This is a genomic window from Paracoccus sp. MC1862, assembly GCF_016617715.1.
Classification (GTDB): Bacteria; Pseudomonadota; Alphaproteobacteria; order Rhodobacterales; family Rhodobacteraceae; genus Paracoccus.
This window is the reverse complement of sequence record NZ_CP067225.1, coordinates 215,394-235,171: the sequence shown is the minus strand read 5'-3', so window position 1 is coordinate 235,171 and position 19,778 is coordinate 215,394. Positions and strand designations below refer to the sequence as shown.

The window sequence follows — 19,778 nt, the reverse complement described above, 5'->3', positions numbered from 1 at the left end:
CGTTAACCTTGCGTTAACTCACCGCGCGCTGCGCTCAGGAGGTCGGCTCCTTGTAGACGCCCTGCTCTTTCAGGGAATCGGCCACTTCGCGGGGCATGTAGTTCTCGTCGTGCTTGGCGAGGATCTCTTCGGCGACGAAGACGCCGTCGACCATCTGCCCGGTCCCGATCATGCCGGCGTTCTCGGCGAACAGGTCCGGCAGGACGCCGCGGAAGCTGACCGGCACGACCTCTCCGCCGTCGGTGACGGCAAAGGTGACAGTCTCTCCCTCGCCCCGCACGATCGAGCCTTCCTCGACCAGCCCCCCCAGGCGGAAGACCTCGCCCACAGGCGGCGGCGCCTCGGCCAGCTGGCTGGGCGAGCGGTAAAGGTTGATGCCGTCGCGGAAGCCGTAGCCGATCAGCACGGTCGCCATGACCAGCGCGACAGCCGCCACGATCAGAACCTGGATGCGGCGCTTCTTCTTGAGAGACTTCATGAGTTTGCCCTTGCGTTCTCAGGCCGCTTCAAAGCGGATCGGTTGGCGCAGGAATTGCGTGGCCTTTGATGTCACACGCGCGGGATCGCCAGTGGTGAGGAAACGGGACTGCGTGCCGGAACCCAGGAACTCGGGCCTGCGGCGCAGGTAGTCTTCAAGGCTTTCCGCGACCAGCCCCGCCTGCGAATAGACGGCGACGCCCGGTCCCAGCGCCTCGCGGAAGGCCTTGTCCATCAGCGGATAATGGGTGCAGCCGAGGATCGCGGCCTCGGGGTGCGGCATCCGCCGCTTGAGCGCCTCGACGTGGGACCGCACCAGCGCCTCGGCCAGCATCTCGTCGCCGTCCTCGATGGCATCCACGACGCCGCCGCAGGGCTGTGCCTCGACATCGACGCCAATGGCGCGGAAGGCCAGTTCCCGCTGGAAGGCGCGGCTGGCGACGGTCGCGGGGGTGGCGAACAGGGCGACGTGCTTGACTGCGACCTCACGCGGCGGGCTGTTGTCGCCCCAGTGGCGCTCGGTCAGCGCCTCGATCAGCGGGACGAAGACGCCGAGGACGCGCTTGTCCTTGGGCAGCCAGCTTTCCTGCATTCGCTTCAGCGCCGCCGCGCTGGCGGTGTTGCAGGCGAGGATCACGAGGTCGCAGCCTTCCTGCCATAGCCGCTCGACCCCCTTGCAGGTCAGATCGAAGATATCGTCATGGGTGCGGACGCCGTAAGGCGTGTGGGCGTTGTCGCCCAGATAGACCAGCGGCAGGTCCGGCATCCGACTGGCGACGGCCTGGTGGACGGTCAGGCCGCCCAGACCCGAATCGAAGACGCCGACTGCCATCCGAACCTCCGTGAAGCGTGGGTCACATCTAGGCCCCGCAGGGGGCAAGTTCCATGACCTTGGTCATCTTGCCGCGTCCGACTTACCGGGCACGGCCCGAGGACACGTCCGCCACTGCCTGCGCCACCCGCGCCTGCCGCTGGGCGCGGGACGGATGCGTGCCCAGGATCTTGTCGCCCGGATCGGGGATGCGGGTGAAGAATTCGGCCCCGCGCACGGGGTCATAGCCCGCGTTCAGCGCGACGATGGCGCCGAGGTAGTCGGCCTGCAGTTCCCAGTCGCGGGAATAATAGCGCGCGCCGACATTGGCGCCCATCTGCTGCGCCGCCCGGATCGTCGCGGGGTCCGCGCCCGACGCCGCGACGATCCCCGACAGGATCACCGCCCCCGCCGTCGCCGCCCCCGTGCGCTGGTGGATGTGGTTGAGGATATGGTGCGACGCCTCGTGCCCGACCACGAAGGCCAGCTCGTCGGCGTTCCGCGCCTCGGCGATCAGCGACAGGGTGAAGCCGATGATCGGGCGACCGGTGTTGTCCAAGGTCTGGAAGGCGTTGGGTTCCAGCCCTCGCCGGTCGTCCACGACGAACTGGAAGTCGCAGTTGATCTGGGCTTGGCGGCGCTGGATGCATTCACGCTCGACCACGGGTTCCATCGAACGGATCACCGTCGCGAAGCTCATCGCCGTGCCCTGCGGGGTGCGCGGGATGTCGGGACTGACATTCCGGACGACGGGGGCGGAGATGACGGGATCGGCGGGCAGCGGCACGCCCTCCTGGACGGCGCAGCCGGCCAAGGTTGCCGCGGCCAGCACCACCAGCGCAAGGCCCCGCAGCTTCCGCGGGCCGTCACCAGGATCACGGCGGCAGGCCAGGGCCATCGGCATTGTCGTCATGTCGTTCCCGCTGTCTTTAGGGCGTCACTGTCCGGCGCCAAGCTACAGGCTAAAGCCGGCTGCTGCAAAGCGGCGGGGATTGCCTTCGGTCCCGCTCTCACGCGAATGTTGCCGCGCTGCGTCATCCACGAGGTCCGGCCATGTTCACCATCGAGCACGATTTCGATTCGACCGTCATCACCCTGGTCGACGAGGCCAGGCCGGGCGCCCGGCCGCTGAACGAGGACGTGGTGATCCGCTCGTTCGACGACCAGGTGGTGATCGAGCAGATGGAGCCCGAGGGGTCGGGCGTGTCCCGCATCGTCCTGTCGATGGAACAGTTGAACGAATTGCGCGCGGCGCTGAACCTGCCGGAAGGCAACTACCGCCTGACGCGTGGCTGAGGTCAGTCGATCCGAAAGACCTTGTCACGCGAGGTGGCGCCGCCGGTCAGCGTCAGCCGCGAGGGCGCGACGCCCAGCGCGCGGGCCAGCAGCTTGCGGGTGGCGGCATTGGCCTTGCCGTCCTCGGGCGGGGCGGTCACGCGGACATGGATGCCGCCCGCTTCGTCCAGCGTCAGCGCATCCCGTCCGCCGCGCGGGGTCACGCGCAGGGCGATCGGGGCGCCCGGAACGGCAAGCGGGGAAAGGTCGAGCGGCTTGGCCATCCCGACCTCTTGCGGCGGCACCGCCCGTCCCGTCAACCCGCGCGTCTTTCAATGCGGGGCGCGCGCCGCTATGCCTCGGGGCCAATCAGCACAGGAGGCACCGCGATGCAGCACCAGAACCCCCAGGCTCTCGAGTTCCTCGGCCGCCGCCGCTCGCACCCGCCGAAGACGTTGACCGGCCCCGGCCCTGACCGCGCGCAACTGATGGAGTTGCTGACCATCGCCGCGCGGGTGCCCGACCACGGCAAGCTGGAACCCTGGCGCTTCGTCGTGCTGGAACGCGCGACTCTGGATCGGCTTGCGCCCACGCTGGCGGCCTACGTCCGCGACAAGGGCGGCGATGACGCGGTGGCGGAAAAGGCCGCCAGCGCTTTCGCCTCTCCGGTGATCGTGGCCGTGGTCTCCTGCCCTTCGGACAGTCCGAAGGTCCCGCAGTGGGAACAGGAGATGTCGGCCGGCGCGGTCTGCCTGTCGCTGCTGAACGCCGCGCTGGCGGCAGGTTGGGGCGCCGCCTGGCTATCCGGTCCCGCGACCGACCCGGATTTCGCCCGCTCGTATCTGGGCATCGGCCGGAACGAGCGTATCGTCGGGCTGGTCCATATCGGCAGCCGCACAGGCGATGTGCCGGACCGGCCCCGTCCCGACGTGGCCGCGCGGACGAGTTTTCTGTGATCCCGGCCCTGCGCGCGCTGGCCCTTGGCGTGGCGGACCTGTTCCGCCCGCGCGTCTTTGCCGTGCTGGCCATGGGCGTGGCGCTGACGCTGGGGCTGTTCATCCTGCTTCAGGCGCTGGCCTTCTGGGCGCTGCGCGCCTGGGGACCTGAATCCATCGCCCTGCCCTGGATCGGCAGCCTTCCCATCGGCGAGGCGCTGTCCTGGGGCTCGCTGGCGCTGTTCCCGCTGATGAGCCTGTTTCTCGCCGCCCCGGTTGCGGCGGGCTTCGCCGGGCTGTTTTCGGAACAGGTGTCGGAAACCGTCGAGGCCGCCCATGGCTATCCCCGCGGGACCAGCCTCGGGCTGCTGGACGGGCTGGCGGAATCGCTGCTGGTGATCGGCGCCGTGGTGGTCGTCAGCATCGCCGTGCTGATCCTGACCCCTTTCATCGGCCCGCTGGCACCAATCCTGTTCTACGCCGCCAACGGCTGGCTGCTGGGGCGCGAGTTCTTCCAGATGGTCGCCCGCCGCCATCTGCCGGCCGAGGATGCGGACAGGCTGCGCCAGCGCCGGCCGGGCGCAGTGGTGACGCTTGGCATCGGCGTCGCCTTGCTGCTGACGGTGCCGCTGCTGAACATCCTGGTGCCGGTGCTGGCCGCTGCGGCCTATACGCACCTGTTCCACATTGTCAGCGCGAGACGCGGTTGAAATCCATCATGTCCTGCCGGGTGATGATGCCCGCGTCGAGGAAAAGCCAGATCCCGCCCACCAGCAGAGCCGAGATCGCCAGCGCCCAAAGCGCCTTTTTCCCCAGCATCGGCCGCATCGGCGCCCCTTCCGGCGTGCCGGGGACGATGTGGCCTGCCTCTGCCTGGCTCTGGTGCCCGATCGGCAGCAGCAGGAACATGACCACGAAAAACAGCGAGGCGAACAGGACAAGGCCCCCGGTGATCGTCATCAGACCTGCTCCAGCTCGATCAGGCAGCCGTTGAAGTCCTTGGGATGCAGGAACAGCACAGGCTTGCCATGGGCGCCGATCTTCGGTTCCCCGTCGCCGAGGACGCGGGCGCCCTGGGATTTCAGCGTGTCGCGGGCGGAAAGGATGTCCTCGACCTCGAAGCACATGTGATGGATGCCGCCCGAGGGGTTCTTGTCGAGGAACCCCTTGATCGGGCTGTTCTCGCCCAGCGGATGCAGCAGCTCGACCTTGGTGTTCGGCAGCTCGATGAAAACGACGGTCACGCCATGGTCGGGCTCGTCCTGCGGCGGGCCAACGGTCGCGCCCAGCGTGTCGCGATACTGCGCCGATGCCGCCTCAAGGTCGGGGACGGCGATGGCGACATGGTTCAAACGTCCGATCATGGGGGCCTCCGGCTGTTTCGCCCTCAATAGTCGCTGCCCCATCCAAGGGAAAGACCTTGGCGGTTAACCATGCGTTAGGGACGCGAGGCTAGCCTTTCATCATGCGCGATTCGAAAGGATGACGCCATGGATCGACAGGTTGCCACTGTTCACGACGACTCCTCCCCCCTATGGCGCGGCGCACCGCCGGGTCGCCCGCTGACCGGCCTGACCGTGCTGGTGGTCGAGGATTCGCGCTTCGCGTCCGAGGCGGTGCGGCTGCTCTGCCTACGCTCGGGCGCGCGTATCCGCCGGGCTGACTGCCTGCGGACGGCCGCACGGCACCTGCAGATGTATCGTCCGGCGGTGGTGATCGTGGATCTCGGGCTGCCGGACGGGAACGGCGCGCAACTGATCGCGCAGATGGCGGCGATGTCGCCGCGCGTGCCCGTCGTGCTGGGAATGTCTGGCGATCCCGACAACGAATCCGTGGCCCTTGCCGCCGGCGCGGACGGATTCATGCCAAAGCCGATCGAAAGCCTTGCGCTGTTTCAGCACGCGATCCTGTCGGTTCTGCCGCCCGAGGCGCGGCCGACCGGGCTGAGGGTTGTCAGCGACGAGATGGTGGCCCCCGACCAGGGCGCGCTGCGCGACGACCTGGCCCATGTGGCCGAGGTGCTGGCCTCTTCGGCGGACACAGGCGCCATCGACTATATCGCACGCTTCCTTGCGGGCGTGGCGCGATCCGCCCGCGACGAGCCTCTGGAGCAGGCGGCGGCGGCGCTGGCCCGCGACCATTCAGCAGGACGGGCGCTTGCGGCGGATCTGGCCCGGATCAGCGGGATGGTGCAGGACCGGCTTTCCGCCGCGAACGGCGCCTGAGCCCTTCCGTTACTTGAGCAGGCTGTCCTTGGACGCGCGGCGGTTCATCCCGCCGGATGGACGCCGGAGGCGATCCGCCTCGGACTGGCAGGCGACGCAGAGGGTCACGCCGGACTGGGCGCGACGGCGCGCCTCGGGGATCGGCTCGCCGCAGTCGGCGCATTCCGCCAGGCTCTCGCCCCCGGTGCGGTTCCGCAACCGCATCCGCGCCAGCGCCTCCTCGGTGCTGACCTCGATCTGCTGATTGACTGCGTCATCCGTTGCCCAGCCGCCTGCCATCGTGCACGGTCCATCCCTTGTTTTCATGAATGATAGGCACCCGAGGCAGATCGGACAAGACAAGCGCGCCTTGCGCCTGCGCCGGCCGGAACGAAGCGCCCCTGTCGTCGTTGACTTCGGTTACATGCGACAACAGTGTGTTAGAAATGAAAGGTTCCCTGCATGAGCGACAAGACGCTGACCCGAATGGATCTGGCCGAGGCGGTCTTCCGCGAGGTCGGCCTGTCCCGCCATGAAAGCGCGCAGCTTGTCGAAAGCGTGCTGGGCCATGTCTCGGACGCGCTGGTGCGCGGAGAGCAGGTCAAGATATCGTCTTTCGGCACCTTCTCGGTGCGCGACAAGAACGAACGGGTCGGGCGCAACCCCAAGACCGGGGAAGAGGTGCCGATCACGCCACGCCGCGTCCTGTCGTTCCGCCCGTCGCACCTGATGAAGGAACGCGTCGCGGCGGGCAACAGATAGGCCGCCCATGAAATCGCCGCAAGCCTTCCGCAGCATCGGCGAGGTCGCGGGGCTGGTCGGCGTGGCGACCCATGTCCTGCGCTACTGGGAAACGCAGTTCCCGGCACTTGCCCCGGTCCGCCGCCCCGACGGGCGGCGCTATTACCGGCCTGATGACCTCTTTCTGGCCGCGGGATTGTGTGAGGTCATGCGCGAGGATGGACTGACCATCCGGGGCGCGCGGCGCCTGATCGAGATGGACAAGGGCGCTGCCATCCGCCAACGCGGACGCCAGCGCTTGCAGGAGGTGCTGTCCCCCGAGATGGACGACCGCAGCCATCATGGGACGAACGGCGGGAAACCGACCCCTTCCGTGCCGCAGGATGACAATTCCGAGGCTCATTCTCAGCAAGCGAACAAAGGGGCGGGCTCGTCGGCAAAGGCCGATGCGGATGGCATTGCGCCGGTTCCTGTTGCGCTGGATGTAGACTGGCTTGCGCGACTGAACGCCACCGCTGCGGTGCTGCGAAGCGGGAGCATCGTTTTGCCCGATGCGGCCCGCGATCTCGCGCAGGCGCTGCATACGGGGCGGGCCGGGCGGCAATCCTGACCACATCGCGGAAATCGCCCGGCGGCCCCTTGTGCAGCCCTGCGGCTTCGATCTATATGGCCGGCGTCGGGCCGTGGCGCAGTCTGGTTAGCGCGTCCGTCTGGGGGGCGGAAGGCCGCGAGTTCGAATCTCGCCGGCCCGACCATCACGAAACGCCCACCCTACGGGGTGGGCGTTCGACAATCAGGAATCTGGCCTAAGGATTTGTTGAGATGAACGGCGTTCTTCCCGACAGCGCCCTGCGCCGCCTGATCGACGAAGGCGCGATCCGCGCCGCCGTGGATATCACCCCGGACCAGATCCAGCCCGCCAGCCTCGACCTGCGGCTGGGCACCACCGCCTGGCGGCTGCGGGCCTCGTTCCTCGCGGGCCGGGGGCGCAGCGTCGCGGACCGGCTGGCCGATTTCGAGATGCACCGCATGGACCTGACCCATGGCGCTGTGCTGGAAAAGGGCTGTGTCTATCTGGTCCCGCTGCTGGAACGCATCACCCTGCCCGACGGGATCGAGGCCGTGGCGAACGCCAAGTCCTCGACCGGCCGCCTCGACCTGCTGACCCGGCTGGTCACCGACGACGGGACCGAGTTCGACCGCCTTCCCCCCGGCTACGACGGCCCGCTTTACGCCGAGATCTGCCCGCGCAGCTTTTCGGTGCTGGTCCGGCCAGGGATGCGGCTGAACCAGTTGCGCCTGCGCCGGGGTTACGCGGTTCTGGACGACGACGCCCTCGCCGCGCTGCACGCCGCCGAGCCGCTGGTCGGTGGCGAGCCGCTGATCGACGGGGGCTTGGGCTTCTCGGTCGACCTGCACCCCGATGCAGCCGAGTTGGTGGGCTATCGCGCCCGCCCCCAAACCGGCGTCATCGACCTCGACCGCATCGGCGGCTACGAGGCGCGCGATTTCTGGGACGAGCTGCGCGCCGAGCAGGGGCGCCTGATCCTCGATCCGGGCGCCTTCTACATCCTCGTCAGCCGCGAGGCGGTTTCGATCCCGCCCGACCACGCGGCCGAGATGTCCCCCTACCTAGCCATGGTAGGCGAGTTCCGCGTCCATTACGCGGGCTTCTTCGATCCCGGCTTCGGCCACGGGCCGGCAGGTGCCGGTGCCCGGGGCGTGCTGGAGGTGCGCTGCCACGAGGCGCCCTTTGCACTGGAACACGGGCAGGTCGTCGGCCGGCTGGTCTATGAACGCATGGCCGAACTGCCCGAGCGGCTTTACGGCAGCGGCATCGCCTCGAACTACCAAGGGCAGGGGCTGAAGCTCGCCAAGCAGTTCCGCTGAGGCTCAGCGCAGCCGGCGGGTGATCCGGGCCGCCTGGCGGGCGCGCTTGGCCGCCTGCCGCGCGGCCTTGGCCTGCTTGGACGCCGCGGCCGAGGGCTTGCCGTCGGCCGTGGTGCCGCTCGTCCGGCGGGTCGCGACGTCGATGCCCTTGTTCATCCCCCAGTTCATCAGGCGGCGGGTCAGCATCCGGCCCAGCGGGCCGTTCAGCAGCGAATTCCAGTTCATGCACGTCCCTCAGTCGCCGAAAAGATCATCCCCCGGCTCGTCGCTGCGAATATCGGTGTCGCGGCCGGTTCCCGCAAGCCCCGGATGCAGGGGGTGGCTGTCCAGCAACCCGGCCGCCCGCAGTTCGGCCAGACCCGGCAGGTCACGGGTGCCGGCAAGGCCGAAATGATCGAGAAATGCCTCGGTCACCACAAAGGTGACAGGGCGGCCCGGCGTCTCGCGGCGGCGGCCGAGCCGCACCCAGCCCATCCCGATCAACTGGTCCAGCGTGCCGCGGCTGACGGCAACGCCGCGGATCTCCTCGATCTCGGCGCGGGTGACGGGCTGGTGATAGGCGACGATCGCCAGCGTCTCGGTCGCGGCGCGCGACAGGCGGCGGGTTTCGACCACCTGTTCCTGCATCAGAAAGGACAGGTCGGCGGCGGTGCGGAAGGCCCAAGCATCGCCCAGGCGTTCAAGCTGGACGCCCCGGCCCTCATAGCGGGCGCGCAGGCGCCGGACCGCCTCGGCCGGGTCGCAGCCGGCGGGCAGCCGCGCCGCAAGGTCCCGCAGGCTCAGCGGCCCGGCCGAGGCGAACAGCAGCGCCTCGACCATCCGTTCCTGCTCGTCCAGCAAAGGCGGCGCAAAGACCGGCCTCACCGCAGGCGCACCGCGATGGGGGCGAAGCTGCCGTCCTGCCGCAGCTCGACACGGCCCTGCCGGGCCAGTTCCAGCGAAGCGGCGAAGGTGGCGGCCGTGGCCGAGCGGCGGCGGGCAGAGGTTGCCGACCAGCCCTCGGGCAGAAAGCGCATCAGATCGGTCCAGCGTCCCGCATGGCCGATCAGCCCGCGCATCCGCTCCAGCGCCTCGTCCAGCGTGAAGACGTCGCGGCGGTCACAGGCATAGGGCCGGAACTCGTCGCGGGTCCGCAGCCGGGCATAGGCCTGCAGCAGATCGATCAGCCCCGCCTGCCACAGGATCGAGCGCGACCGCGGCACCATCTCGGGCGCGCCGCGGGCAAAGCGGTCCTGACCCAGCCGCGCCCTCCCCATCAGCCGGGCCGCGGCCTCGCGCATGGCGTTCAGCCGTTCCAGTTGAAAGGCCAGATGCGTGGCAAGTTCGTCGGCGGACGGGCCTTCAGCCTCGGGATCGGGCGGCAACAGCAACCGCGACTTGAGATAAGCCAGCCAGGCCGCCATCACGAGATAATCGGCGGCAAGCTCGATCCGCAGGCCGCGGGCGCGGTCGATGAAGTCCAGGTATTGTTCGGCCAGCGCCAGAACGCTGATCTGCAGCAGATCGACCTTCTGCGTGCGCGCCAGCGTCAGCAGCAGGTCCAGCGGGCCGTCATAGCCCGGCACGTCCACGATCAGCGCCTTGTCGGCAGTTGCCTTGGACTGGGAAATCTGCGCGCTGTCCTTCATGGCCTCACAGTCGGCAAGCCTGCCGGCCTCTGTCAACTATCCTGTCTTTCGGCCTCAAGTATCCCGGGGTCCGGGGCAGCGCCCCGGTCCGGCAGCGCAGAAAGAAAAAGGCCGCCCCGACAGGACGGCCTTCCAAGGTCGGGAAAACCCGGATCAGCGCGAGTAGAATTCGACAACCAGGTTCGGTTCCATCTGCACCGGATAGGGCACGTCGCCCAGCGCCGGGCTGCGGACAAAGGTCGCGGTCATCTTGTTGTGGTCCACGTCCAGGTAATCGGGTACGTCACGCTCGGCCAGCCCCACGGCTTCCAGCACGATGGCCAACTGGCGCGAACGCTCGCGGACGGCAATCAGGTCGCCTTCCTTGACGCGGTAGGAGGCGATGTTCACGCGCTGGCCGTTCACGGTCACATGGCCGTGGTTCACGAACTGGCGGGCGGCCCAGATGGTCGGCACGAACTTGGCGCGATAGACGACCGCGTCCAGGCGGCGTTCCAGCAGGCCGATCAGCATCTCGCCGGTGTCGCCGCGCTGGCGGACAGCCTCGGCATAGATGCGCTTGAACTGCTTCTCGGTCAGGTCGCCGTAGTAGCCCTTCAGCTTCTGCTTTGCGCGCAGCTGGGTGCCGAAGTCCGACAGCTTGTTCTTGCGGCGCTGACCGTGCTGGCCGGGGCCGTATTCCCGCTTGTTCACCGGGGACTTGGCGCGGCCCCAGATGTTTTCGCCCATGCGGCGGTCGAGCTTGTACTTGGCAGAGGTGCGTTTCGTCACCGCTGATCTCCTTCGTCTGTGTATGAAGGGCGTTGTCCTTTTCCCCGCGAACGGAGCGACAGGCTTCCCCTTGCGGGGTCCACCAACACCAATGGAAGTGGCGCTTATAGCCGCCGTTCGGGCAGAGTCAACGCTGCGCCCGCTGTTGCCGCACCGGGTCGCGCATCCAGCCCATGATGACCCAGGCGAGGATCGAGCAGATCACCGCCGCGACCGCCACGGGGATTGCAGTGCCGTCATAGGCCAGCCCCACCGGCGCCGCGATCACCACAGACCCCACCGTGGAAATCGCCGCCACAACCGAGGCCGTCAGCCCGGCGATATGCCCCATCCCCTGCAGCGCCAGCGCGTTGAGGTTCCCGAAGGTCAGCCCCGCCATCATGTAGATGCCGACGGCCCACAGGAAAAACGCAGGAAAGCGCAGGCTCTCCGGCAGTGCGCCGGTCACGAGCGCCAGCAGGAAGGCGCCCGAGACGAAGATCTGCGCCGCATAAGCCGCGCGCGCGATCCGCCGCATCCCGATCCGCATGACCAGCCAGGTGTTGATGAGGGTGCCGGCCCCCGCCAGCGTCGCCATCGCCGCGAACCACAGCGCGAACTGCTCGCCCTTGCCATAGGCGTCCCCGAAAAGCTGCTGGGCCGAGGACATCAGCGCGAACATCTGCGCGAATCCCAGCGTCATCGTCACCGTGCTCAGCATCACCTGGCGGTCGCCCAGCACCTCGCGCGTCCCGGACAGCAGCGTGGCAAACTGCAGCGGGCGGCGGGCCTCGGGGGCGAGGGTCTCAGGCTGGCGCAGGGACAGCCACAGCCAGCCGGTCGCCGCGAAGATGATGCAGCCGATGAAGATCCCATGCCAGCCCAGGGCGATGATGAAGCCTTGCCCGATCAGCGGCGCAAGCGCGGGGACGATCGTGAAGACCATCATGATGAAGCTGGTGATCCGCGCCATCTCGCGCCCGGAATAAAGGTCGCGCACCAGCGCCGTGCCGACGATCCGCGGCGAGGCCGCGCCAAGGCCCTGCGCAAACCGCGCCACCAGCAGCAGTTCCAGCGAGTTCACGAACAGCGCCACCGCCGAGGCCGCAAGATAGATCGCAAAGCCGATCCCCATTGCCGGCTTGCGCCCGATCGCGTCCGAGATCGGCCCCGCGAACAGCGTCCCGATCCCCATGCCCGCCATGAAGCTGGTCAGAATCAGCTGCGCCCGGTTCACATCGTCCGGCGTCAGTTCCGCCGCGATCTGCGGCAGCGCCGGCAGCATCGAGCCGATCGAGAAGGCGACGGTGGCGAACAGGAAGGCCAGCATGGCGATCAGTTCGCCCTGCGGCATCCGGCGGGGTGCCGTGACGGTTTCTGTGGTCATGGGAGGCTTCCTTTCCCCAGCCTGCTACGCCCTCGCCCCGGCCCCTGCAAGACGGCGGCGGCCCCCTGTTAACCTTTCGGCCGCTCGCCTATATGGCCGCCATGACGGCCCCATCCCTGCACATGATGAAGCTTTGCGTCGGCGCCCCCGCGCCCGAGTCGCTGGAACGCTGGCAGGCCGAACGCTTCGGCCACGGCCCGGCCGAACACGTCACCCGCATGTGGCCCAAGCGGGCCGGGGAACTGCTGGCCGGCGGCTCGATCTTCTGGGTCTTCAAGGGCACCATGCTGGCCCGCCAGCGGCTTCTGGACCTGCAGGAAAGGATCGGGCCTGACGGCATCACCCGCTGCGCCCTGATCCTCGACCGCGAGGTGGTGCGCGTCTCGGCCCTGCCCCGCCGCGCCTTCCAGGGCTGGCGCTATCTTTTACCCGCCGATGCGCCTCCCGACCTGCCCCCCGGCCGCACTGCCGAATCCCCGCTGCCGCCGAAGCTCGCGCGCGAGCTGGCCGAGATGGGGCTGCTCTAGCCTTGACCGGCGGCGCGGCCCACGTTATCGGAAACGCGTCGCGGGTGTAGCTCAATGGTAGAGCAGAAGCTTCCCAAGCTTACGACGAGGGTTCGATTCCCTTCACCCGCTCCAATCTCCTTCCTTCCATCGCGCGCAAGTCATTGAAATGGCTAATGCACAAGCTATCTGGAGCGTTCCGCGGTCGTCTTTTGGTGCACAAGTTGCTGCACAAGGTGCTGCACGGGAACTGGAGGGAGAGCGATCATGAAGGTGATCTCGCGGGGCAAGAACGGTCTGTTTTCAACTCGGGTCCGGGTGCCTAAGCGGTTTTCTAACGTCGAAGAGCGAGAGGTGGTCTGAGTATCGCTGAAGACCGACAGCAAGTCCGAGGCTCGGAGAAAGTTGCCATTCGTGCGAGACCAACTGATCGCCTCGTGGGAAGCAAAGCTCGCAGGACGGTCGGAGAATGTAGCAGAGCGCTACGAGGCGGCAAGACACTTGGCTGAGGCTGCGGGCCTCCGGTTCATGCCTGCAAGCGACATTGCGCGCCTTACGGTCAGCGAGATCGTGGCTCGGACCAAGATGATGGGGGCACGGAGGACGCGCCGGATAGTGTTGCTGCGCGTGCGTTCCTGGGTGGGGCGGAGAAGCCCATACTGACGGTCTCGGGGGCTCTGGAGCTCTACTTTGCCCTCACTCAGGACAAGACAAATGGCATGTCTGCCGATCAGAAGCGGATCTGGATCAATCCTCGGAAGAAGGCGGTGGCCAATTTCATTGAGCAAATCGATGACTTGGCACTCGACCAGATCACACGCGACCACATGCTCGACTTCCGAAAATGGTGGAGCGACCGCGTCAGCGACGGAGAAGTCAGCACGAACTCGGCCAACAAGGAAATCGGCCATCTGTCGAGCATCCTGTTCACCGTCAACGAACTCAAGCGGCTCGGGCTGAACCTCCCTCTTGGTGTCCTTACCCTCAAGAAGACCGATCAGAAGAATCGCCCGCCTTTCAGCAACGAGTGGATAAAGACCAAGCTGCTGGCTCCCGGTGCACTTGATGGTCTGAACATCAAGGCGCGAAATATTCTTCGTGTGATGGTCAACACGGGTGCGAGGCCGTCGGAAGTGGCTGCACTGCTGCCTGCGCATATTCACCTGTCGGCGAAGGTCCCCTTCATTGAAATCCTGCCAGAGGGCCGGCACATAAAGAGCCTCTATTCGAAGCGAAAGATCCCGCTTGTGGGTGTTTCCTTGGCAGCCATGCGCGAGTGCAAGGACGGATTCAGCCGTTACCGCAACAAGCCGGGCCTTTCGGCGACAATCAACAAGTTTCTCTCCGAGAACGGTCTCAAGGAAAGCCCAGGCCATGTCCTCTACTCTCTCCGCCACAGCTTTGAGGATCGCATGTTGGCTGCCGGTATCGACGAGCGGATTCGGCGTGATCTGCTCGAACATCGGCTGAATCGCGAGCGCTATGGGGCAGGCGCTTCGCTGGAGCACGTGCATCAACTTCTTCAGGCTATCGCTTTGTAAACCCTCTGACCGCGGTATGTATCCTGAGCAGGCGCCTCTTAACGGCGCTGCTGGAGGCCTTCCCTGCCTTCCGTGTCCGGCTCCGAACACCTGTTTTCCGGCAGGCTGTCCCGTAGCGGGCGATAGTTGCCCTCTACGTCCGAAACCAAGTCGGCCATGCTGATGCCCAACCCCTCGCTGAGAGCGGCAAGCGCCGAAAGGGAGGGCTGACGGCGCCGGGTTTCCAGGAATGAGATGAAGCGTGCCGAGGTGTCGGAGCGTTCGGCCAAATCCTCCTGCGTCAACCCGGCCTTTTCTCGTCGACGACGAAGGGTGTCCGCAAAGGCAGCCACGAGAGGTTCGTTGCTCCGCTCCATGCCGTGGCCCTATCCGCAGGGCCTTGACGTGCACCACGAACAGTTATTCTAGGTGGAAATCTCATCCTCTCCCTTGTTTGAACTGGTCGGCCTCCATGAGCTACGCTTCCCGCACGATCGGGTCCGTCATCGACGACGTGAACCGCCGCTACTTCTTGCCTGCGATTCAGCGGCCCTATGTCTGCTCCTCGAATTAGATCGTGGCGCTTTTCGATTCGTTGCTGAAGGGATATCCGATCAGCAGCTTCATGTTCTGGGCAGTGGACGAGGCAACGAAGCACGAGGTCAGAAGCTACAAGTTCATCGAGAACTATCGCTCTGACGTGCACAATGAGCCCGCTTCGGTCGAAGGTAAGCGCTGTTCTGCTCCCACCTTCTCTGGCCTGTTCTGATCTGGGATCGGGATGTCCTGTGATGGGCGGGAGGGAGTTTCTCCATGGCGGCTACACTGGAGGTTCTCCCGCTCGATGGCGGCGGTCGCCATCGGCGGACTTGGCCGGATGAGGTGAAAGCGTGGATCGTGGCGGAGACGCTGCGCCCGGGTGTGACGGTGAACGAGGTCGCGGCACGGCACGGGCTGCAGGCCAACCATCTGTCGTTGTGGCGCTCGCGCGCCCGGGCGGGGCAGCTGGTGCTGCCCGCGCCGGAGGGTTCGGTCGGGTTCGCGGCCATGATCGTGGCGCCCTCCGACGAAGGCCCGCGCTGTTCCGAAGCCGTCGGCCTGGAGATCAGGGTCGGCGCGGTGACGATCCGCCTCGAGGCCGGCGTCTCGGCCGAACGGCTTGCGGCCCTCGTGCGCGCGCTGACGGCCCCGGCATGATCTTCCCGTCGCACCGGGTGCGGATCATGGTGGCGACAAAGCCCATCGCTCGCCATCGGGCTCGGACCGATGGCGCCTTGATGGCTTGCTCCGCAAGGGCCACGACAGCCTGGCGGCGCTGGTGAAGAACGAATTGCGCAAGGACCCGTTCACCGGGACGGTGTTCGTGTTCCGGGCCCGCAAGGCCGATCGGCTGAAGCTGCTCTACTGGGACGGCACCGGGCTGGTGATGGCCTGCAAGCGGCTGGAGGAGCACAGCTTCAGCTGGCCCGCGGTGAAGGACGGCCTGATGACGCTGAGCCATGCCCAGTTCGAGGCGCTGTTTGCCGGGCTGGACTGGCGGCGGGTCCGGGCCATCGCTGCGCGCGCGCGAAAGCTCATCGAGATCACCCGCACCGGACCCGCACCGATCGCCGAGGAGGGCGTCGACCTCATCCGCGATCTCTATCGTATCGAGGCTGACATTCGCGGCAGCGACCCCACCACCGCCCGCCTGATCGCACGGCAGGACCGTTCAGCCCCGATCCTCGCCCGCATTGACGACTGGCTGCGCCATCATCGCGCCCGCGCGTCCGCAAAGTCGCCACTGGGCGAGGCGCTCGCCTATATTGCCAGATACCGCGACGGTCTCAGGCGCTTTCTGACCGACGGTCGCGTCGAGATGGACTCCAACGCCGTCGAACGCACCATCCGTCCGATCGCCCTGAACCGGAAGAATGCTCTCTTTGCCGGGCACGACGCCGGAGCCGAAAACTGGGCCCTCATCGCCTCGCTGATCGAAACCTGCAAACTCAACAGCGTTGATCCCCACGCCTGGTTGGCGGCAACGCTCACCGCCATCGTCACTGGACATAAGCAGAGCCAGATCCACGATCTCCTGCCGTGGAACTACGCTGCAAAGGTGTGATCGGAGCACCGCTTACGGTCGAAGGACGCGACGTCACTATGGTTCTGGATGGACAGCAGCGCATGACTTCGCTGCTGATCGGGCCTTGCGGCACATTCGCCGAGAAGAAGGCGCGCTTGCGTAAGGCAAATCCCGATGCCTGGTCAGCGCGGACCCTGTATCTGGATCTGCTCAAGGATCCCGACAACATCGAGGACGATGACGAACTGGGGTTTACCTACGTGTCACATCCCGCGTGATTATACGGCTGCTTTCTGAACAGTTCCGGTTTTTCGCGATGCCAAGCCTTGAGCGCGTCGATGGGCGTTCGACCCTTGAGGACAGGCTGGGGCAACTGGCCGTTGCAGAGGCGGACATGAGCCGCAGGATGGTCTGCTCCAGGTCTTCGCCGCTGTGGAAGCGGTGGCTCTGCAGGACATCCTCGATCCGGCCGTTGAACCGCTCCACCATGCCGTTGGTTTGCGGGTGCATCGGCGCCAGGGGGTGCTCGATGCCGAGATCGTCGCAGAGGCGGTCGAACTCATGATTGCCGGTAGGGGAGCGGCGGCGCAGCCCGAAGAGCCGGTCGGTGAACTCCTTGCCATTGTCGGTCAGCACCCGGTTGATCCGCATCGGCGCGGCGCGTTCCAGGTCGCGTGAGACAAGCGCCGCGCGTTCGCAGCCGTCTTCGCCGGGTAGACGCGCACGAACACCCAACGGGTGGCGCGGTCGATGGCCACGAACAGGTAGCGCCGCCGGTCCTCGTCGGCCATCTGCGGCAGATGTTTCACGTCGATGTGGAGGTAGCCCGCCGCATAGTCCTTGAAGGGCTTGTGGGCGGGCCTGGGCGCGGCCGGTTTCAGATCGCGCAAGTTGCCGGCGCTATGCCGCCGCAGGCAGCGGTCGAGGCCGGAACGCAAGACATTCGGATTGAGGAACTCGCGCACCACCGAGAGCAGATCGTCGAGCGGCAGCAGCAAGGACTTGCGCAGCGCAACCGCCACCGCCTGCCTCGGGCCGGCGTCAGCGTGGTCTGCAACCGGTGCGGCGTGTGGCTCCGGTCATGGACGCCGTCGCGCTTGCACCATTTCCAGACGGTCTGCCCGGAGATGCCGTAGCGCTCGGCCGCCATCCAAGCCGGCTCCGTGCCCGCCTGGATGGCGGCCCGGATCTTCGGTGTCGTGGTTGCCTGCCTGTGCAGAGAGATCAACAGGCCCGACTCCCGTCCCGGACCTCACCCAGGATCGATCTTGCCATGAACAAGGCGGCCCGGCGACCGTCTATGTGATCATCCGGGATGGAACAGCTACGGGCTCAAGTTTCATGAGATCGCCCCTCGCAACAGCCATAGGCAATACTGGCTCAAGCTCGGTTCGATCCTGAACTACCAAGATGAGGCGCAGATCGACATCTTGGTGGAGAAACTTCGCCGTGACCTTCACCACGGCGTTACGCCGTATGAAGCCAATCTGGCCGAGCGTAATCTGCGCCGGCTGCACCAAGTCGTCTAGCGCGACAGGCCGTAAACCTTTATACCGAAGAGATCAGTTGGTTGATCGTGTCCTCGACATTTTCGTGCGTGCCAACGATGGCGGCGTAAAGCTGTCCAAGGCCGATCTTCTGATGTCGATGATTACCTCGAAGTGGTCGAGCGGCAAGGCGCGCGAGGATGTTTTTGGTTTTGTAAACTACATCAATCGAGATTTCGGTGCGCCCAACAAAATCACCAAAAATTGGGTTCTGAAGTCGGCATTGGTGCTTTGTGAATATGACGTCGTCTACAACGTCGAAAATTTTACTCGCCAAGCCATAGAGGCCATGGAAGGGAATTGGACCAAGATCAAGGTCGCGATCGAGACGACGTTCCGCATACTGAACCGCATGGGGCTGACGGGAGACAACCTCGGTTCTCTCAATGCAGTCCTCCCGATCGTATATTACGTCTATAGCCAACCGGACTGCAGTTTCCGCGGATCTTCGGCGTTTGAACGGAGGAATGCCGCAGCCATGTACCGTTGGTTGCTGAACAGCTTGTTTGTTGGTGCTTTCGTTGGGGCCTCGGATGGAACTATTGCCCTGGCTCGTGGCGTGATCTGGGACCATCTGCGGCTGAACAGAGACTTCCCCATAGAAGAACTGTTTGAGGCGCTGGCTCGTGGTGGACGTCTTTCGCGACTCGACGAGCGTGCGATCGAAGAGCTGCTTGGAGAGTGTCCGGTCTTCTGTGTATGACTGACCCGGTCCATGCTTCCTGAGAGGAGCAAGGACGATGACGATTTCCAACGAGTTGCTGGACGAGTTGCTGAAGGGCTGCAAGCGGCCCGAGGATTTGCTCGGCGATGCCGGGCTGATGAAGGAGCTGAAGGTCCGGCTGATGGAGCGGATGCTTGGGGCCGAACTGACCGCGCACCTGGGCTATGAGGCCGGGGCCGAGCCGCCGCCCGACCAGGCCAACCGCCGCAATGGCACCGCGACGAAGCGGGTGAAGGGCTCGGATGGCGAGGTGCCGCTGGCGGTGCCGCGCGACCGGGACGGCAGCTTCGAGCCCGAGCTGGTCAGGAAGGGCCAGACCCGGATCGACGGAGTGGATGACAAGATCATCGGGCTCTATGCTGCCGGGCTTTCGGTGCGCGACATCCAGGCGCATCTCGAGGATCTCTATGGGCTGCGGGTGTCGCCCGACCTGATCAGCCGTGTCACCGATGCCGTGCTGGAGGAGGTCCGGGACTGGCAGCACCGGGCGCTGGACCGGATGTATCCGATCGTCATCTTTGACGCCCTGCGCGTCAAGATTCGCGATGCCGACAGCCGGATGGTGCGGAACAAGGCGGTCTACATCGCCCTGGGCGTCACGCGGGAGGGCGAGCGCGAGGTTCTTGGGCTTTGGATCGCCGACAACGAAGGTGCCAAGTTCTGGCTGTCGGTGATGAACGAGCTGCGCAACCGCGGCGTCCAGGACATCCTGATCGCCGTTGTGGACGGGTTGAAGGGCTTCCCGGAGGCGATCACCGCCGCCTTCCCGGAAACCACGGTCCAGACCTGCATCGTCCACCTGATCCGGCACTCGATGAACTTCTGCAGCTGGAAAGACCGCAAGGCGGTGGCCGCCGACCTGCGCCCGATCTATGAGGCCCCGACTGCCGAGGAGGCCGCCCGCCGGCTCGATGACTTCGAGGGGACATGGGCCGGAAGATACCCGTCCATCGCCCCGGCCTGGCGACGGGCCTGGGCCGAGGTGATCCCGTTCTTTGCCTTCAGCGCCGCGATCCGGAAGATCATCTACACGACCAACGCCGTGGAATCGCTGAACCGGGTGTTGCGGAAAACCCTGAAAACCAAGGGCTCGTTCCCGACCGAGGAGGCCGCAACCAAGCTGATCTTCCTGGCCATCCGCAACTTCGAGAAGGGCGGTCGCGCTGTCCGGGACTGGGTTGCCGCCCGCAATCAGCTGGCCATAATGTTCGCCGGCCGCCTCGACGCCTGACCGTATCTGAAAACCGCATGGGCCCGGTCAGATACACAGAGTTTCAGACACTCCCGCTGCTTGCCTTGGACTACAGCAACAGGCGAT

General features: G+C 66.1%; 28 protein-coding genes, 2 tRNA genes and 1 pseudogene. 17 read left to right on the top strand and 14 right to left on the bottom strand.

Annotated elements, in window-relative coordinates; genetic code table 11:
* Positions 1-34: 34 nt before the first annotated feature.
* The 3 genes from ccmE to JGR78_RS01195 form a co-directional block, all read right to left on the bottom strand.
* Positions 35-478: a cytochrome c maturation protein CcmE gene (ccmE, locus tag JGR78_RS01205; protein ID WP_182793006.1), complete on the bottom strand. Its 444-nt coding sequence runs from the start codon at positions 476-478 to the stop codon at positions 35-37.
* An 18-nt stretch (positions 479-496) separates the two neighbouring features.
* On the bottom strand, positions 497-1,309 hold the full coding sequence (locus JGR78_RS01200; RefSeq protein WP_182793007.1) for a glutamate racemase: 813 nt from the start codon (positions 1,307-1,309) through the stop codon (positions 497-499).
* A gap of 82 nt (positions 1,310-1,391) precedes the next feature.
* Positions 1,392-2,201, bottom strand: coding sequence for a M48 family metallopeptidase (locus tag JGR78_RS01195; protein ID WP_234450810.1), 810 nt, complete (start codon positions 2,199-2,201; stop codon positions 1,392-1,394).
* Between the two features lie 140 nt (positions 2,202-2,341).
* On the opposite strand from JGR78_RS01195, the gene JGR78_RS01190 reads away from it, so the two are divergent.
* Positions 2,342-2,584, top strand: coding sequence for a hypothetical protein (locus JGR78_RS01190; RefSeq protein WP_182793008.1), 243 nt, complete (start codon positions 2,342-2,344; stop codon positions 2,582-2,584).
* A gap of 2 nt (positions 2,585-2,586) precedes the next feature.
* Here JGR78_RS01190 and JGR78_RS01185 read toward each other — a convergent pair whose 3' ends face one another.
* On the bottom strand, positions 2,587-2,847 hold the full coding sequence (locus tag JGR78_RS01185; RefSeq protein WP_182793009.1) for a DUF167 domain-containing protein: 261 nt from the start codon (positions 2,845-2,847) through the stop codon (positions 2,587-2,589).
* A 105-nt stretch (positions 2,848-2,952) separates the two neighbouring features.
* Here JGR78_RS01185 and JGR78_RS01180 point away from each other — a divergent pair, with 105 nt between their 5' ends.
* A complete protein-coding gene (locus JGR78_RS01180) occupies positions 2,953-3,519 on the top strand; it encodes a nitroreductase family protein (RefSeq protein WP_182793010.1) in 567 nt (188 codons plus the stop codon).
* Positions 3,516-4,208, top strand: coding sequence for an EI24 domain-containing protein (locus tag JGR78_RS01175; RefSeq protein ID WP_234450809.1), 693 nt, complete (start codon positions 3,516-3,518; stop codon positions 4,206-4,208). The genes JGR78_RS01180 and JGR78_RS01175 overlap by 4 nt, the downstream gene beginning before the upstream one ends.
* Here JGR78_RS01175 and JGR78_RS01170 read toward each other — a convergent pair.
* Together JGR78_RS01170 and mce are read right to left on the bottom strand one after the other, a co-directional pair.
* Complete coding sequence (locus JGR78_RS01170; RefSeq protein WP_182793011.1) at positions 4,189-4,458, bottom strand: DUF1467 family protein; 270 nt, start codon at positions 4,456-4,458, stop codon at positions 4,189-4,191. The two genes, JGR78_RS01175 and JGR78_RS01170, sit on opposite strands and share 20 nt — an antisense overlap.
* Complete coding sequence (gene mce, locus JGR78_RS01165) at positions 4,458-4,862, bottom strand: methylmalonyl-CoA epimerase (RefSeq protein ID WP_182793012.1); 405 nt, start codon at positions 4,860-4,862, stop codon at positions 4,458-4,460. The genes JGR78_RS01170 and mce overlap by 1 nt, the downstream gene beginning before the upstream one ends.
* A gap of 126 nt (positions 4,863-4,988) precedes the next feature.
* Between mce and JGR78_RS01160 the strand changes: the two genes are divergently transcribed.
* Positions 4,989-5,723 (top strand): response regulator, encoded by a 735-nt coding sequence (locus JGR78_RS01160; protein ID WP_182793013.1) that lies wholly within the window; start codon positions 4,989-4,991, stop codon positions 5,721-5,723.
* A 9-nt stretch (positions 5,724-5,732) separates the two neighbouring features.
* Here the strand turns inward: JGR78_RS01160 and JGR78_RS01155 are convergent, their stop codons facing one another.
* On the bottom strand, positions 5,733-6,002 hold the full coding sequence (locus JGR78_RS01155; protein WP_182805225.1) for a DksA/TraR family C4-type zinc finger protein: 270 nt from the start codon (positions 6,000-6,002) through the stop codon (positions 5,733-5,735).
* Positions 6,003-6,164: 162 nt separating this feature from the next.
* Here JGR78_RS01155 and ihfA point away from each other — a divergent pair, with 162 nt between their 5' ends.
* The 4 genes from ihfA (at position 6,165) to JGR78_RS01135 (ending at position 8,333) form a co-directional block, all read left to right on the top strand.
* Positions 6,165-6,464: an integration host factor subunit alpha gene (gene ihfA / locus JGR78_RS01150; protein WP_182793015.1), complete on the top strand. Its 300-nt coding sequence runs from the start codon at positions 6,165-6,167 to the stop codon at positions 6,462-6,464.
* A 7-nt stretch (positions 6,465-6,471) separates the two neighbouring features.
* Complete coding sequence (locus JGR78_RS01145; RefSeq protein WP_182805223.1) at positions 6,472-7,053, top strand: MerR family transcriptional regulator; 582 nt, start codon at positions 6,472-6,474, stop codon at positions 7,051-7,053.
* A 67-nt stretch (positions 7,054-7,120) separates the two neighbouring features.
* Positions 7,121-7,198, top strand: a tRNA-Pro gene (locus JGR78_RS01140).
* Between the two features lie 67 nt (positions 7,199-7,265).
* Positions 7,266-8,333 (top strand): 2'-deoxycytidine 5'-triphosphate deaminase, encoded by a 1,068-nt coding sequence (locus tag JGR78_RS01135; protein ID WP_182805221.1) that lies wholly within the window; start codon positions 7,266-7,268, stop codon positions 8,331-8,333.
* 3 nt (positions 8,334-8,336) lie between these two features.
* Here JGR78_RS01135 and JGR78_RS01130 read toward each other — a convergent pair whose 3' ends face one another.
* The 5 genes from JGR78_RS01130 to JGR78_RS01110 form a co-directional block, all read right to left on the bottom strand.
* Positions 8,337-8,558: a hypothetical protein gene (locus JGR78_RS01130; RefSeq protein ID WP_182805218.1), complete on the bottom strand. Its 222-nt coding sequence runs from the start codon at positions 8,556-8,558 to the stop codon at positions 8,337-8,339.
* A gap of 9 nt (positions 8,559-8,567) precedes the next feature.
* Positions 8,568-9,152, bottom strand: a complete 585-nt coding sequence (gene scpB / locus JGR78_RS01125) for an SMC-Scp complex subunit ScpB (protein WP_182793029.1) — start codon at positions 9,150-9,152, stop codon at positions 8,568-8,570.
* A gap of 41 nt (positions 9,153-9,193) precedes the next feature.
* Positions 9,194-9,961: a ScpA family protein gene (locus tag JGR78_RS01120; RefSeq protein ID WP_182793019.1), complete on the bottom strand. Its 768-nt coding sequence runs from the start codon at positions 9,959-9,961 to the stop codon at positions 9,194-9,196.
* A gap of 153 nt (positions 9,962-10,114) precedes the next feature.
* Positions 10,115-10,732, bottom strand: coding sequence for a 30S ribosomal protein S4 (gene rpsD / locus JGR78_RS01115; protein ID WP_182793020.1), 618 nt, complete (start codon positions 10,730-10,732; stop codon positions 10,115-10,117).
* 127 nt (positions 10,733-10,859) lie between these two features.
* Positions 10,860-12,098, bottom strand: a complete 1,239-nt coding sequence (locus tag JGR78_RS01110) for a multidrug effflux MFS transporter (RefSeq protein ID WP_234450808.1) — start codon at positions 12,096-12,098, stop codon at positions 10,860-10,862.
* A gap of 101 nt (positions 12,099-12,199) precedes the next feature.
* On the opposite strand from JGR78_RS01110, the gene JGR78_RS01105 reads away from it, so the two are divergent.
* From JGR78_RS01105 to xerC, 3 genes are all read left to right on the top strand, one after another.
* Complete coding sequence (locus tag JGR78_RS01105) at positions 12,200-12,625, top strand: DUF1489 family protein (RefSeq protein WP_182793021.1); 426 nt, start codon at positions 12,200-12,202, stop codon at positions 12,623-12,625.
* Between the two features lie 40 nt (positions 12,626-12,665).
* Positions 12,666-12,739 (top strand) — tRNA-Gly (locus JGR78_RS01100).
* Between the two features lie 584 nt (positions 12,740-13,323).
* Positions 13,324-14,145: a tyrosine recombinase XerC gene (gene xerC / locus JGR78_RS17910; RefSeq protein ID WP_234450807.1), complete on the top strand. Its 822-nt coding sequence runs from the start codon at positions 13,324-13,326 to the stop codon at positions 14,143-14,145.
* Between the two features lie 38 nt (positions 14,146-14,183).
* On the opposite strand, the gene JGR78_RS01090 is transcribed toward xerC, so the two are convergent.
* Positions 14,184-14,501, bottom strand: a complete 318-nt coding sequence (locus JGR78_RS01090; RefSeq protein ID WP_182805216.1) for a helix-turn-helix domain-containing protein — start codon at positions 14,499-14,501, stop codon at positions 14,184-14,186.
* Positions 14,502-14,701: 200 nt separating this feature from the next.
* Between JGR78_RS01090 and JGR78_RS01085 the strand changes: the two genes are divergently transcribed.
* From JGR78_RS01085 to JGR78_RS01070, 4 genes are all read left to right on the top strand, one after another.
* A complete protein-coding gene (locus JGR78_RS01085; protein WP_182805214.1) occupies positions 14,702-14,893 on the top strand; it encodes a hypothetical protein in 192 nt (63 codons plus the stop codon).
* Between the two features lie 44 nt (positions 14,894-14,937).
* A complete protein-coding gene (locus JGR78_RS01080) occupies positions 14,938-15,321 on the top strand; it encodes a transposase (RefSeq protein ID WP_182790681.1) in 384 nt (127 codons plus the stop codon).
* An 85-nt stretch (positions 15,322-15,406) separates the two neighbouring features.
* Positions 15,407-16,228, top strand: a complete 822-nt coding sequence (gene tnpB, locus JGR78_RS01075; protein WP_182806267.1) for an IS66 family insertion sequence element accessory protein TnpB — start codon at positions 15,407-15,409, stop codon at positions 16,226-16,228.
* Between the two features lie 62 nt (positions 16,229-16,290).
* Complete coding sequence (locus tag JGR78_RS01070; protein ID WP_200559391.1) at positions 16,291-16,467, top strand: hypothetical protein; 177 nt, start codon at positions 16,291-16,293, stop codon at positions 16,465-16,467.
* Here the strand turns inward: JGR78_RS01070 and JGR78_RS01065 are convergent.
* Positions 16,446-17,420, bottom strand: a pseudogene (locus tag JGR78_RS01065) (DDE-type integrase/transposase/recombinase). The gene JGR78_RS01070 and the pseudogene JGR78_RS01065 overlap by 22 nt on opposite strands.
* 218 nt (positions 17,421-17,638) lie before the next feature.
* Here JGR78_RS01065 and JGR78_RS01060 point away from each other — a divergent pair.
* Together JGR78_RS01060 and JGR78_RS01055 are read left to right on the top strand one after the other, a co-directional pair.
* Positions 17,639-18,439 carry a hypothetical protein gene (locus JGR78_RS01060; RefSeq protein ID WP_182805321.1) on the top strand — a complete coding sequence of 267 codons (801 nt, stop codon included), beginning with the start codon at positions 17,639-17,641 and terminating at the stop codon, positions 18,437-18,439.
* Positions 18,440-18,476: 37 nt separating this feature from the next.
* On the top strand, positions 18,477-19,691 hold the full coding sequence (locus tag JGR78_RS01055; protein ID WP_200559389.1) for an IS256 family transposase: 1,215 nt from the start codon (positions 18,477-18,479) through the stop codon (positions 19,689-19,691).
* Positions 19,692-19,778: the final 87 nt, after the last annotated feature.